Annotated in this window: 10 protein-coding genes; 6 read left to right on the top strand and 4 right to left on the bottom strand. The window is 37.0% G+C overall.

Going from position 1 to position 14431, the window contains the following annotated elements:
- Positions 1–2 precede the first annotated feature (2 nt).
- Genes AC4AGG_RS06715 through AC4AGG_RS06700 form a run of 4 tightly spaced genes read right to left on the bottom strand, consistent with a single transcriptional unit; the run spans position 3 to position 5766 of the window.
- On the bottom strand, positions 3–1541 hold the full coding sequence (locus AC4AGG_RS06715) for a protein adenylyltransferase SelO (protein ID WP_489771222.1): 1539 nt from the start codon (positions 1539–1541) through the stop codon (positions 3–5).
- A gap of 56 nt (positions 1542–1597) precedes the next feature.
- Entirely contained in the window at positions 1598–3970 is a 2373-nt protein-coding gene (locus AC4AGG_RS06710) for a penicillin-binding protein 1A (RefSeq protein ID WP_489771221.1), read from the bottom strand.
- Between the two features lie 7 nt (positions 3971–3977).
- A complete protein-coding gene (locus AC4AGG_RS06705) occupies positions 3978–4445 on the bottom strand; it encodes a gliding motility lipoprotein GldH (protein WP_489771220.1) in 468 nt (155 codons plus the stop codon).
- Entirely contained in the window at positions 4432–5766 is a 1335-nt protein-coding gene (locus tag AC4AGG_RS06700) for a PSP1 domain-containing protein (protein WP_489771219.1), read from the bottom strand. Before AC4AGG_RS06700 ends, AC4AGG_RS06705 begins: the two co-directional genes overlap by 14 nt.
- 393 nt (positions 5767–6159) lie before the next feature.
- Here AC4AGG_RS06700 and AC4AGG_RS06695 point away from each other — a divergent pair, with 393 nt between their 5' ends.
- The 6 genes from AC4AGG_RS06695 (at position 6160) to AC4AGG_RS06670 (ending at position 13938) form a co-directional block, all read left to right on the top strand.
- The gene (locus AC4AGG_RS06695; protein ID WP_489771218.1) at positions 6160–7398 is read left to right on the top strand and encodes an OmpP1/FadL family transporter; all 1239 of its coding nucleotides are present in this window, start codon (positions 6160–6162) and stop codon (positions 7396–7398) included.
- Between the two features lie 12 nt (positions 7399–7410).
- A complete protein-coding gene (locus AC4AGG_RS06690) occupies positions 7411–8889 on the top strand; it encodes an SGNH/GDSL hydrolase family protein (protein ID WP_489771217.1) in 1479 nt (492 codons plus the stop codon).
- Positions 8890–8990: 101 nt separating this feature from the next.
- A complete protein-coding gene (locus AC4AGG_RS06685) occupies positions 8991–9926 on the top strand; it encodes a ribose-phosphate pyrophosphokinase (RefSeq protein ID WP_489771216.1) in 936 nt (311 codons plus the stop codon).
- 189 nt (positions 9927–10115) lie between these two features.
- A complete protein-coding gene (locus AC4AGG_RS06680; protein ID WP_489771215.1) occupies positions 10116–10772 on the top strand; it encodes a 50S ribosomal protein L25/general stress protein Ctc in 657 nt (218 codons plus the stop codon).
- A 100-nt stretch (positions 10773–10872) separates the two neighbouring features.
- The gene (locus AC4AGG_RS06675) at positions 10873–12096 is read left to right on the top strand and encodes an aminotransferase class V-fold PLP-dependent enzyme (RefSeq protein WP_489771214.1); all 1224 of its coding nucleotides are present in this window, start codon (positions 10873–10875) and stop codon (positions 12094–12096) included.
- Between the two features lie 288 nt (positions 12097–12384).
- A complete protein-coding gene (locus AC4AGG_RS06670) occupies positions 12385–13938 on the top strand; it encodes a carbohydrate-binding domain-containing protein (protein WP_489771213.1) in 1554 nt (517 codons plus the stop codon).
- The last annotated feature ends 493 nt before the right edge of the window (positions 13939–14431 follow it).

Below are 14431 nucleotides of genomic sequence, written 5' to 3'. Positions count from 1 at the left end.
ACTTAGGAACTGCATGACAAAGCTGAGCAACCAGGAGTGTCATTATATTTCTCTGGTCTTTTGAGTGAAAATTCTGGGTAAACCTCCTCGTAGGGATTTTGTAATGCTTCCCAAAGTCGGTTAAAAAGTGTATCATTCCCTAATTCTAGTTCATTAATACATTCAAAAAGCAGATAATTGCGAAGGATAAATTTAGGATTATTTTGCTGCATGAGTGTCAATGAATCTTGATCTGATATTATATTTTGGGATTTTCGAATTTTAAATTTCTCCAAAAAAAGTCTAAGCATATTCTCCCTTTCAGGGGTAAATTCTGAATAAGAAACTTTATCAAAGAAAGTAGAATAATTGATGCTCTCTAGATTTTCAATTTCATTAAAGAACAGCGCATAATCAAATTGACAGGTCTCCATCAACTTTTGCCATTCAGTAAAAAACTCTTCATCGCCAGATTTCAAATCATCTAGCCCAAACTTTCGAAGCATCATTTTATCATACTCTTCCCAGAAATAAGAACTATAGTCGTTAAGGACTTGCTCAAGAAAAGCTTCATCTCTAATTAGAGGAAACAATGCATTTGCCAATTGCCAAAGGTTCCATTGCGAGATCTGACCTTGCTTCCCAAAAGCATATCGACGGCTAGGAATATCTGTTGTGTTGGAAGTAAAATTAAGGTCATAATCTTCCAACATGGCGAAGGGACCATAATCAATAGTCAAACCAAGAACTGACATATTATCGGTATTCATCACCCCGTGAACAAAGCCTACCCGAAACCACTCCACCATCAAATCTGCAGTTCTTCGAGCAACTTGCTCAAAAAAATCCTTATATTTTTGAATGCCCTCCGAAATTATTTCGGGATAATAATTTTCAATGGTAAAGTCTACTAACCTTTGAAGTAATTCGTTTTCCTTTTGGGCGGACAACAATTCAAAATGACCAAACCTTAAAAAACTTTCCGCAGTACGCATAACTACGGCTCCTTTTTCAGGCTTTGGATGCCCATCATAAAGAATATCTCTAATCACGTCCTCTCCAGTCAAACACAAACTTAAAGCTCTAGTAGTTGGGACGCCCAAATGATACATCGCTTCACTCATCAAATATTCTCGGACAGAAGATCTCAAAACAGCTCTTCCATCAGCCGTCCTCGAATAAGGTGTAGCTCCTGCTCCCTTCCATTGGAGTTCAGTCTTTCCACCTAAAGAATTCTGAATTTCACCAGCAAAAATAGCTCTTCCGTCCCCCAATTGTCCAGCCCAACTTCCAAACTGATGTCCAGCATAAGCAGTAGCATAAGTTTTCACGGTTTCCTGCAAATAATTGCCAACCAAAAAGTCCAAATCTCCAACCTCAAATTTCCCTAAGCCTATTTTTTCTGATAAACTTTCATTAAAGGCAAGGAGTTTTGGTTCAGAAAACCCTACAGGGGAAACCGTGCAAAACAAAACTCCGGATGTCTGTCGCTGCATAAGATTTCCAGAAAAATCTCCGGGAAAGCTTTCCAAAAAAGGACTAGAAATTTCTTCTAAATTCATAAATTTCAAATAACTCGTTCAATTAAAAAGCCTTCAGAAATTGAAGGCTTAATTTATTATTGATCAAAATCGATGTCTTCATCTTTACTGAGCGCATCGTTGATATTTTCTTCCTTTTTACCAGAACTTGTAGAACCTGTATTATTCTTTGGCTGTATCGTAGGATTCTTCAACTCATCCAGAGTTTTGTAGCCACCTTCGTCACCATATCCACCCATTCCTCTCAAATCATCACATCCTCCTTGCCAATCTGACGGCTTGGTAAATTTATCTTCTGGTGTAATCCCTAAGGTCTTATCAGCCCATACTTTCTTCATATAAATTGCCCATATTGGCAACGCCATTTTGGCTCCTTGTCCTTCACCTGTGCTTGCAAAGTGAGATTGCATATCTTCCCAACCTACCCAAACACCAGTTGCCAGTTTTGGAGTTAATCCAATAAACCAACCATCCGCGTTATCATTAGTTGTTCCTGTTTTACCTGCAATATCAACACCCGCACTAATCCCTCTTCTTCTCAACTCGCCAGAAGCGGTTCCAAATTCTGCTACCCCCTTCATCATTTCGATCATAGAATAAGCATATTTTGGATTCATCACTTCCTTAATCGTTGGTTTTACTTCACTAATAACCCTTCCATTGGCATCTTCAATTCTCCAAATCATCACTGGTTTTTGATAGTTTCCAAAATTTGCAAAAGTACTATAAGCCCCTAACATCTCATAAATAGTAACATCAGCCGTTCCAAGAGCAATCGAATTATTTCCTTTGAGTTCGCTTGTCACTCCTAGATCACGAGCCAACTGTATTACATTGTCAACCCCTGCATCTTCGATTAATCGAGCAGCAACTGGGTTAAGGGAATGAGCTAAACCTACTTTCATAGGAACCATTCCTCCCTTACCAGCAAGGTGCCAACCTCCTTTATTGTAAGATCCACTATTAACTAGTGTACATGGTGTATAAGCCAATTTCATTATAGCTGTGGCATATACAAATGGTTTGAAGGTAGACCCTACCTGTCTTTTACCCTGAAATACTTGATCATACTGGAAATGTTGCCAATCAATACCTCCAACCCAAGCTTTAATCTCGCCAGTCGCAGGAACCATTGACATCATACCAGATCTTGCGATTTGCTTGTGGTACCTGATAGAATCCCAAGGAGACATCTCTACATCTTCCTCTCCGTCCCAAGTAAATTTGGACATCTTAATAGGCTTTTTGAATTCAGCCATAATAGCTTCTTCCGACATGCTGTCTGCCTTGTACATTCTGTAACGTCCAGTTCGTTTCATTGCCGCAATAATTATTGCCTCTGCTTTTTGATCCGAAACATCATAGAAGGGACGATTTCTTCTACCATTATGCTCCCTATCAAAACTTCTTTGCAAACTTACCAAATGTTCTTTGGTGGCCTCCTCCGCATACTTTTGCATTTTGGAGTCCAAAGTGGTATATATTTTAAGACCGTCTTTATATAAATTTAGTTTTTTACCTGTTTCCTTTTCGTAATTTTCTAAATACTTCTCGATCTCTTTCTTAAGATAGAACTTGTAATATGCAGAATAGCCTTCCGATACTGTTTTCACAGGTTGATAATCAACAACCACAGGAGCAGCAATAGCCTTATCATGCGTCGCTTGATCGATATACCCAGTCTCCAACATTTTTCTCAACACCATATTGCGTCTCTCCTTTGCTCTCTCTGGGTTTTTCAAAGGACTATTTCTAGAAGGCGCCTCCAGCATTGCCACAAAAGTAGCTGCTTCAGGAAGGGTTAATTGCTTTGCGGTCTTATTAAAATAGATTCTAGAAGCCATTTCAATACCGTTACCCCCATTATTAAAGTTGAATTTATTAAAATATAATTCTACAATTTCTTCTTTAGTAAATCTCTTCTCCAAACTTACTGCAACCACCCATTCCTTCATCTTTTGAGTCAGACGGACAATCCTATTGGTAGATGGCTCTGGTGTAAAAAGAAGTTTCGCCAACTGTTGAGAAATGGTAGAACCTCCACCTCGCTTTCCTCCATACACAATTGCACGCAAAAAAGCTTGTAAATCTACCCCCGAATGTTCTTTGAATCTCTCATCCTCCTTCGCCTGTAGTGCGTAAACCAAATGAGGAGGAAGATCTGCATATTTAATTGGAGTCGTTTTCTCTTGCTCAAATTTTCCTATTTCTTGTCCATCGGATGAATAAATTACCGACGCAACATAAATATCAGGGTGATCCAACTGCTTGACATCAGGCATATCACCCAAAAATCCTTGAGAAACGGCAAAAAACAACCCTGAAATCCCCAAAACTAATGCTATGAAGGAAATCCATATAATTTTCACCCACTTCTTCCATCCTGTGCTTTTCTTTTTAGGAGGAAGCGGAAATGTACTTGCTTTCTTAGTATTTTTATTATTCTCCATAGATGATTTATGGCTTTACTGTTACTAATTTCAATCCAATATCTTCGATGCCTTTCAGTTTATCAACTCGCATTGCTTGCTTTATTGATACTTTGTATTTTCCTAGTTGCGGGAACTTAAAGTCTGATTTATACATAAACTCGACTTCCTTGATGTCTCCAAACCCACTACCAATCCATTCTCCAGTTGGTTTCGCAATAATACAATTAAGGGTATCTGTCTTAATTAATTTATTCTTACCATCCTTCAAATCAACAAAGAAACGCACGTTACTATATGGATAATCGTTATTGTTTCTTAAAACAAATATAATATTTTTCGGATTGCTGTCTTTGATTTCGAAAGGGATTTCCAAACTTTGCTTTTTACTCCAAACTCCATTGGTAGAAACCATCTTCACTTCTTCGGAAGAGCTATTGCATCCTATTAATATCCAAAAGACAAAAAATAGTGTAAGTAGCTTATTTACTTTCATTAGGTTTTGGCGCTGGTTTATTATGTTTTTTTCGATTCTTATTATTTCCTTTATTAGCATTATTACCACCTTGCCCATTATTGTTATTATTAGCATTGTTGGTAGGATTTCCATTTCCCTTGTTACCTCTATTTTCTGAAGGTTTGGGAGTGGACTTTTCCTGCTGAGGCGGTTTCTGATTAGGATTGCGATTATTATTACTCTTCTTCCTATTGTTGTTATTGTTATTTCGACGCTTCTTCTCGAATCTATCAACATGGTTTTCCTCAATAATATCTACATTTCTTTCGAAGGAATCTTTTGATTTCAGTTCTTCTAAAGGAGGAATCTTTTCTCCTTTCTTATTTTTCTGAATCAGTTTTTTGACTTCTACTACATCTAAATCGTACCAAGAAATTGAACTTTCTACATAGGCAAACCACATCTTCTTTTTGAAGACGTCGATTTTTATACAAAAAGCTTTTCCTTTTTCGGTATCTAAAGTAGTTGAGGAACTTGGAAAGTCTCCTAAAGAATCTAGATAGCTTTCCAACTCAAAGTTAAGGCAACATTTAAGCTTTCCACATTGTCCCGCCAATTTTTGAGGATTAATACTTAATTGCTGATAACGTGCAGCATTGGTATTAACAGAGCGGAAATCGGTCAACCAAGTGGAACAACACAACTCTCGACCACAAGAACCAATACCTCCAATTTTTGCAGCTTCCTGACGGAAACCAATTTGTTTCATATCGATTTTGGTGCGAAATGCTACTGCATATTCCTTAATCAATTGACGAAAATCTACTCGACTGTCAGATGTATAATAAAACGTAACTTTTCCACCATCTCCCTGAAACTCTACATCAGTAATCTTCATATCCAATCGAAGATTGCTAGCAATCATTCTAGACTCTCGCTTAACAGCTTCCTCTTTCTTACGTACATCTTGCCAAGTCTGAACATCCTTCGGGTTGGCAACGCGATAAATTTTGAGTGGGTTTTCCTCAGAGATTTTTTTCTTTTTCATCTGAATCTTAACCAACTCACCTGTGAGACTTACAACTCCCACGTCATGTCCAGGACTGGACTCTACAGTAACTACACTACCTATGTGTAAAGGTACATTATTAACGTTTTTATAAAAACCTTTTCTATCATTTTTAAACCTAACTTCCACCCAATCATGGTCTTTGGAAGCAGGATTATTTATATTAGAAAGCCAATCGAAAACACTTAATTTATAACTATTTCCACAGTGATCTACATTGGAACATCCGTTTTCTGACTTTGTACCGCAGTTATGTGTAGAATCGTCGGACGATTTGCATCCACAACTCATATTAACTCTATTTGTTTCTGCAAATGTATGATTTTTTTGTTTCTTTCTGTTTTCATACAAAAAATTTAAGTAATTATCTCATTATCAATCCAATTATCCATATCGCCAATTAATTACAACAACCGTAGATGCATCAGCTATTTTTCTATTTGCACTTACAAATTCACAGCTTTCATTGAAAAGTAATCGCAGTCTTACGAACAGCACTGCCTTTAAAACATTTACATAATGAACTTTTAAAACATAACAATTCTTTACGAATAACATCAAATTTATATAAAACCTAAAACCAAAATTCTATTCACTAAATAATATCAGTTCAAAATCTTTAAGAAAAATTAACAAGAGTTTGCAAAATAATTCTATATTTGACTTCAATAATTAACGAAATTTATGAAAAAGATCTTTATTTCTACTGCTATTTTAGCAGGTGTCTTTTCTTACGCCGGAGGCTTTCGGGTTTCTTTGCAAGGAGTTAGACAACTTGCTCAAGCACATACCAGTGCTCATGCAGAAGATGCAAGTGTTGCATTTTTTAATCCTGCAGGTATTTCTTTCATTCCCTCCAAACTAAGTATTGCCGCTGGTGGCTTTGGTATTAAAGCAAAAGTTACAACGCAAAACACTTCAACATTACAGTCCTATGAAACAAACAATCCAATGGGAACCCCTGCTTATGGAGCAATTGCTTATAAGATAGTGGATAATCTATCGGTAGGTTTCAGTTTCTCAACTCCTTTTGGAAGTACTGTTGAGTATCCTTCTGACTGGTATGGAAAGGAAATGGTAGAAAACATTGAATTAAAGGCATTCTACTTTCAACCCATGATTTCCGTAAAGTTGGCACCATGGCTATCATTTGGTGGAAGCTATATTTATGCAAAAGGAAGTGTAGATTGGGACAGAGCTGCAACACAACTTGGTGGCTCGCTAAATCTTAATGATGAAAAAGCTTCTGGACAAGGTTTTGGATTTGGATTTTATTTCCGTCCTGACAAAAATTTAGATATTAGCGTTGCCTATCGTTCTCCTGTGGATATGGAAGCTAAGAATGGAACTGCAACATTCAATATCTCAAGCAGTTTGTACAACAATCTCGGATTGGATGCTAATGGTCAAGACGGCTTTACGGCAACACTTCCATTGGTTGAAGAATATACTATTGGGGCAACTTATAAAGTTACACCAAAATGGTCTTTATCAGCCGACTTCAATTATCATGGTTGGGAAAGATACAACCGTCTCGTTGTTGATTTCGAAAATGCACCTGTTGGAAATCAAACGTCTGATCCTACTAAATCAGTTTCTATCAAAAATTGGAAAAATGCAAAAAGCTTCAGATTGGGTACCCAGTATATGCTAACCGAAAAATTAGCAGGTAGACTAGGTTGGTATTATGACGAATCTCCTTACTCTGATGAAAATTACAGTCCGGAAAGTCCGTCATTTGATAACAGAGTTGTTACTGCAGGTCTTGGATATCAGATTAGTAAATCTTTTGGTGTCGATATCGCAGGTGCTTATGCCTTCATGAAACACAGAACATTTAATAATGAAATTTTAGGATTCAGTGGACAAGCCAAATCAAAGGCTTTGTATTTCGGACTTGGTTTATCTTACAATCCTTTTTAATTTAAAAAAATTATGAAAAAAATATTTTTAACTTGTATCGCAGCCTCTGCCTTACTAACAAGTATAAGTTGTAAAACTGATTTCGAAACAGATGTTGCAGATGTTGTGGTAACAAGTGGCTCTGCCGATTTCAGCAAGTATGTTTCTTTAGGTAACTCCCTTACTTCTGGTTTTAGAGATGGAGCACTTTATATTGATGGACAAAACGAATCCTTTCCAAATATCATTGCTCAACAAATGATGTTGGCTGGAGGAGGAACTTTCAAACAACCTATGATGCCAAACAACACAGGAGGCTTTACTAATCTTTTTACGCTGAGTGGCGGAACAAGTTTCTACGGCAAAATAACGCTTGGACTAGACTGTAATAATGCGTTAGCTCCAAAACCTTCTGCGCCTGGTGCTAATCTTGACAATATTTCTTCCTCAGGACCTTATCAAAATCTTGGGGTTCCAGGAGCAAAGTCTTACCACTTGCTATATCCTGGATACGGAAATCCATCTGGATTAGTATCGAATCCTGTTACCGCAAATCCTTACTACGCAAGATTTGCAACATCAACAACTTCCTCCGTGATACAAGACGCTATGGCCCAGAATCCTACCTTCTTTTCACTTTGGATTGGAAACAATGATGTTCTTGGTTACGCAACCACAGGAGGAGATGGAACTGATCCAATTACAGATACCACAACTTTTCAGACGGTATATAGCACTTTGATTAATACTCTGACTTCTAGTGGAGCAAAAGGTGTTGTTGCTAACATTCCTTATGTTACATCCATACCTTTTTTCACAACAGTACCTAGTCAACCAATAACAAATTTAACAGCAGCGCAAGTAACCCAACTTAACTCTGCTTATGCACCTTATAATGCAGGATTGTTAACCATGAAAAACTATGGATTGTTATCAGATGCCGAATATCAAAAAAGACTTATCACTTTTTCAGCAGGAGCTGTTGCTAATGGAGCAGTTATCTTAGACGACGAGTTGACTGATTTAACAGGATTCAATGCCGCACTTAAATCTTATCGTCAGACAAAATCAACGGACTTGATTCTATTAACTGCGTCATCTCTAATGAAACCATATGATGCAACTTGTAATCCTACTGGAATGAGTGCAGGAACTGCAGTTCCATTGACAGACAAGTACGTTTTGACCGCGAAAGAAATTGAAAACCTTATCACCGCTACCAATACCTATAATACGGTGATTAAAAGCGTGGTTGACACCAAAGGCTTAGCGTTTGTTGATGCAAACAAAAAAATGCAAGAGCTTTCTGCTAGCTCCGGTCTCATCTATGATGGAGTAAGATACACAGCTACCTTCGCAACCGGAGGAACATTCTCCCTTGATGGGATACATTTAACTGGACGAGGTTACGCAGTTATTGCTAACGAGTTTATCAAAGCTATTAACAGTAAGTACGGTTCTACCCTACCTCAGGTTAATGCCAACTCTTATTCAGGTGTGAAATTTCCTTAATCCATAATTACATGAAAATGTAAAATTAATACAACCACTCGATTTTATTGCGGGTGGTTTTTTATTTTTTATAAATTTGCACAACTTCTAAAAATCAAAAAATGGCGCAGTCGAGTTATCTTTTTTCAACCAGGACCAGCAAAGAACTGGCAGAAAAAATCGCAACCTTTTATGGACAAAAACTTGGAAAGATTAATTTTCAAGAATTCAGTGATGGAGAGTTTGAACCGGTATTAGACGAATCTGTAAGAGGAGGTCGTGTTTTCTTAATTGGTTCTACTTTTCCACCAGCAGACAACTTGTTAGAGCTGTTACTTATGATTGATGCTGCAAAAAGAGCATCAGCAAAGAATATTACGGTGGTAATCCCTTACTTTGGGTTAGCAAGACAAGACAGAAAAGACAAACCAAGAGCGCCAATCGGCGCCAAATTGGTAGCAAATCTTTTGACTGCAGCTGGCGCAACCAGAATTATGACGATGGATTTGCACGCAGACCAAATCCAAGGTTTCTTCGAAATCCCTGTTGACCACTTGTACGCTTCTACCATTTTTGTTGACCACATTAAGTCTTTGGGATTAGATAATCTAACCATCGCTTCACCAGATATGGGTGGTGCCAAAAGAGCAAAAAATTATGCAGGTTATCTTGGAGCCGAAGTCGTGATTGCTTATAAAGAAAGGAAAAAAGCGAATGTTGTGGAAGAGATGTTCCTGATCGGAGATGTAGTGGATAAAAATGTTATCTTGATTGACGACATGATTGATACAGCTGGGACACTTTGCAAGGCAGCGGACATCTTAATCGAAAAAGGTGCAAAATCTGTTAGAGCAATGGCTACTCATGGTGTGCTTTCTGGAAAAGCTTACGAAAATATTCAGAATTCTAAAATCGAAGAAGTCATCGTAACCGACACAATTCCAGTTAAAAATAATTTGTCATCTAAAATAAAAGTGCTATCTTGCGCCCCATTATTTGCGGATGTTATGCAGATGGTTCATGAGCACAAATCAATTAGTGGTAAATTCATTATCTAACTGAAAACAAGCTTATTATCCGAACGTTTGCGTGAGAGATTGAAGTGAAAATCCTTTTTGGCTTTTGAAAAAAGTCGAAAAGATTGCAACGAAAAGCCCGACCTCGAAAGATTTTTTGGGAGAAGAATCTGCAAATCTTGAGAGGGCACGCCCAAGAAAAAAAGAAACTTATTTTAAAATTTTTTATAAATGAAATCAATTACAATTCAAGGCGCAAAAAGAGAAAGCGTAGGTAAAAAATCTACCAAAGCCTTACGTGATGCTGAATTAGTTCCTTGTGTTGTTTATGGAGGAAAAGAAACTCTTAACTTCTCTACAGAAGAAAAGTCTTTCAAGCACTTAGTGTATACTCCTGACGCACACACGGTGGAATTAGTAATCGACGGGGAAACAATCCCAGCTGTATTACAAGATATTCAGTTTCATCCAATTACAGACAAAATTCTTCACGTTGACTTCTATCAGTTAAGTGCAGACAAACCTGTTGTTATGGAAGTTCCTGTTAGAATTACTGGTCGTGCAAGAGGTGTTGTTGCGGGTGGTGTATTGAGACAGCCTGTAAGAAGATTAAAAGTGAAGTCTATTCCTGCTAATCTTCCTGATGAAGTGGTTATCGATGTAACTCCATTGAGAATTGGTAACAAAATCTACATTGGTGATATCAAAAAAGCAGAATATACTTTCATGCATCCTGATAACACTGTTGTTGCTGCTGTTAAAATGGCAAGAACTGCTCTTAAAGGTGGTGCTATTATGGATGACGACGATGAAGAAGAAGAAGTGGTGGAAGGAGAAGCTCCAGTTGAAGGTGGTGAAGCTCCAGCTGAGGAAACTGCTGCTGAATAAGATTAATCTTATCACAATAAACATAACCTGTTCAGAAATTGAACAGGTTTTTTTACGGCTAAATTTTCACTAACTTTGAACCATTCTAAATAATACAACATTGGACCTAAAAAATATAAGAGCTCAGTTCCCTATTCTCGACCAAGAAATCAATGGAAAACAGTTGGTATACTTCGATAATGCTGCTACTTCGCAGAAACCTCTTTGTGTCATTAATGCCATCGAAAATTATTACGAGACCATCAATTCTAATGTTCACCGTGGAATTCACACCCTGAGTCAGGAGTCAACGATGGAAATGGAAAATTCCAGAAAAAAAGTTCAAAATTTTATTGGTGCAAAACACGACTACGAAGTAATCTTTACTCGTGGGACTACCGAAAGCATCAATTTGATTGCTTATTCGATTTCTAACTCCCAAATTCTTAAAGAAGGGGACGAAATTATCATCTCTTATCTCGAACATCATTCTAATATCGTTCCGTGGCAAATGCTTTGCGAAAGAACTGGTGCCCGACTAAAAGTTATTCCTATCGACGAAAACGGAATTCTTCAGCTTGATTTTTTAGAGAATAATCTCAACGAAAAAACAAAAATCGTTTCGTTCAACTACGTTTCTAATGCGTTAGGTGTTGTGAATCCCGTGAAAGAAATGGTAAAGATCATACGAGAAAAATCTAATGCATGGATTGTTATTGACGGAGCACAAGCTGTACCGCATTTTGAAATTGATGTTGTGGATCTGGATTGTGATTTTTTTGCCTTTTCTGGCCACAAAATGTACGCGCCGACAGGAACGGGTATCTTGTATGGAAAAGAGGAAATTTTGAATAGTTTGCAGCCATTTTTTGGAGGTGGTGAAATGATTGCTACTTGCTCCTTTGAGAAAACGTCTTACGCAGGTCTTCCCTTTAAATTCGAAGCAGGAACACCCAATATCGAAGGCAATATCGCTTTAGGAACTGCCATTGATTTTATGTTAGAAATTGGAATTAAAAATATCCAAGAACACGAAACGGATCTTCTCGACTACGCACAAAAGAAACTTCTTGAAATTGAAAGATTAAAAATATACGGTGAAAAAGCACATCGAACTGGTGTGGTAAGTTTCAATCTATTGGGAGCGGGCATTGCTTCTGATACGGGAATGATTCTTGACAAAATGGGCATCGCTGTAAGAACTGGACATCATTGCACACAACCTATCATGGAATTTTTCAATATTGCAGGCACAGTGAGAGCAAGTTTTGCTATATATAATACTTTTGAAGAAATTGACCGCCTTGTTGAAGGAGTCAAAAAAGCAAAAATGATGTTGTCATAGACCTAAAATGGCTAGTCATCAATCTTTTTTCTACTCTTAGTTTAAAGAAACATTTTAATAATTGAAGGCACCTTTCTTAAATTTAGGAAAGGTGCTATATTATTTTCAGACCTAAAAGTCAAAGCCAACCTACTTCTTCATTTCTTACAAAAACAAACAAATCTCTTCATCGACAGATTTTACTTGTTCACCTCATTTATTTTGAGAAGGGAACAAATCACCTGTAAATTAGTATAAAAATTACGAATGAAGAACATTTATTCTTTTATAACTTTTAAATCAGAAATTATGAAGAATTCTAAATCAAACACGGTATTAGAGAAGTTTAGAAATATTTATGGCTTTTCTTTGGTTCTGATGTTATCAACTTTATTAGTTGTACAATGTAACCGAGATGAAGATGTTACTGAAGACTCAAGTTCAAGTAGCAGTAGTGCGGTATCAATTTCCGACACTAATACAACTGGAACCGCAGAAGGTAATACTGATGCTTATGCGGATGCGGATGACCTTTTAGCAAATTCTACCTTCAGCAGCACAGTAAAAATTGCATTTTCTGGCACATCAGCAACTATAACCAATCCATTGGATGGAAGCGGTGTAACTGTTACGCAAAGTAGTGGAGATGTTGTTATAAACTCTACAGTTTCAGAAGTAGCCTACGAAATAAGCGGTACAACAACCAGTGGTTCAGTTAAAATCTACAGCGATAAAAAATTTAAATTAACTCTAAACGGTGCAACGATTACCAATAACGATGGTCCTGCAATTAACATACAGTCAGAAAAAAGAGTTTTTGTAGTCCTTGCGGACGGAACTAGCAATACTTTAAAGGATAGCAGTTCCTACACAACAACAACGGGAGAAGATGCAAAGGCAACATTCTTTAGCGAAGGACAATTGGTTTTTAGCGGAAGTGGTACGCTTAATGTTTCTAGCTTATACAAACATGGCATTTGTAGTGATGATTATATAAGAGTAATTGACGGAACGATTAATGTAACTTCAGCTGTATCCGATGGAATCCATACCAATAATTATTTTGTTGCAGATGGAGGAACACTTAACATCATATCATCAAGTGACGGAATTGACTGCGAAGAAGGCTTTATCGTTATCAATGATGGAACTTATGATATTAATGCAGCCGACGACGGAATTGCAGCTTCTTATGATACAGATACCACTATTGACGCGTATATCACAATTAATGGAGGGACATTTGATATCACTACCAGCGAAGGAGAAGGTATCGAAAGTAAAAGTACACTAACCATCAACGATGGTACAATAGAAATCAATGCAGTAGATGACGCAATTAATGCAATAAGTGCTTTATATATCAATGGGGAGAATATATATGCCTACAGCTCCACAAATGATGGAATTGATACTAACGGAACAATGACAGTTACAGGTGGAAAAACAGTAGCCGTTGGTTCTTCCTCACCAGAAGCAGGGATTGATACTGATGGAGGAACTTTCAAAATAAAAGGAGGGACAATTGTTGGAATTGGAGGTGGAACAAACTTACCAGCTACTTCTTCAACACAAAATTCAGTCATGTTAGGAAGTGGCTCTGCTCAAATTATCCATTTACAATCAAGTGATGGAACAGAGGCTTTAACATTTAAAGCTCCAAAATCCTACTCAACATTATTATATTCAAGCGCAAAAGTAGTAACTGGTAAAACTTATAATATTTACACAGGCGGAAGTGTTTCTAATGGAACGGAGTTCAACGGACTATATTCAGCAGGTAATTATAGTGGTGGAACAAAAGGTTCAAGCTTTACAGTATCATCTGTAGCAACCAAAATTGGAGGAACTTTAAGTCCTTAATACAAAATATTAAAAACACTATAATAATAAGAGCTTCGAGAAATCGGAGCTTTTCTATTTAAAACCAGTCGACAAATTAGTACTTAAAACATATGTCTTTTTCTAAACTACTATGATTAATCAATATAAATTAGACACTCACTAACCTCAATCTAATACAAATCAAGATATCTGCCTAATAGAGGTTAGAAATATATCCTCCACCATGAAAAGCTAAATACTAGAGCTTAAAATATAATCTAAGTTAAACTCCCCCTAATCATATCGTCATTCTAGTTATAATAGTAAAAATCTGGGAGTATAATGATCATAGGAGGAAAAATCCAAGACCAAGACAGGTAGAGAATGAGATTGAGGCTAAGGTTGAGGTCGAGATTAAGACTAAGGTAAAAGAAAACCATTGCTATAGAGAGCAAGATCATTAAGATAATAGGGTTAATCAAAATAATCGACATCCTTTAGATTAACGAAGTAAAATTAAAAAGTATAGAAC

The sequence above is a fragment of the Chryseobacterium sp. CG10_8 genome (assembly GCF_058117085.1).
The sequence above is the reverse complement of the archived record's forward strand: the minus strand, read 5'-3'. Positions and strand labels throughout refer to the sequence as shown.

What these genes read in the sequence shown, in the direction of transcription:
- AC4AGG_RS06710 (WP_489771221.1), bottom strand. Translation starts at nt 3,970, where the DNA reads ATGGAGAATAATAAAAATACTAAGAAAGCAAGTACATTTCCGCTTCCT.
- AC4AGG_RS06670 (WP_489771213.1), top strand. Translation starts at nt 12,385, where the DNA reads ATGAAGAATTCTAAATCAAACACGGTATTAGAGAAGTTTAGAAATATT.
- AC4AGG_RS06690 (WP_489771217.1), top strand. Translation starts at nt 7,411, where the DNA reads ATGAAAAAAATATTTTTAACTTGTATCGCAGCCTCTGCCTTACTAACA.
- AC4AGG_RS06680 (WP_489771215.1), top strand. Translation starts at nt 10,116, where the DNA reads ATGAAATCAATTACAATTCAAGGCGCAAAAAGAGAAAGCGTAGGTAAA.
- AC4AGG_RS06705 (WP_489771220.1), bottom strand. Translation starts at nt 4,445, where the DNA reads ATGAAAGTAAATAAGCTACTTACACTATTTTTTGTCTTTTGGATATTA.
- AC4AGG_RS06695 (WP_489771218.1), top strand. Translation starts at nt 6,160, where the DNA reads ATGAAAAAGATCTTTATTTCTACTGCTATTTTAGCAGGTGTCTTTTCT.
- AC4AGG_RS06700 (WP_489771219.1), bottom strand. Translation starts at nt 5,766, where the DNA reads ATGAGTTGTGGATGCAAATCGTCCGACGATTCTACACATAACTGCGGT.
- AC4AGG_RS06685 (WP_489771216.1), top strand. Translation starts at nt 8,991, where the DNA reads ATGGCGCAGTCGAGTTATCTTTTTTCAACCAGGACCAGCAAAGAACTG.
- AC4AGG_RS06715 (WP_489771222.1), bottom strand. Translation starts at nt 1,541, where the DNA reads ATGAATTTAGAAGAAATTTCTAGTCCTTTTTTGGAAAGCTTTCCCGGA.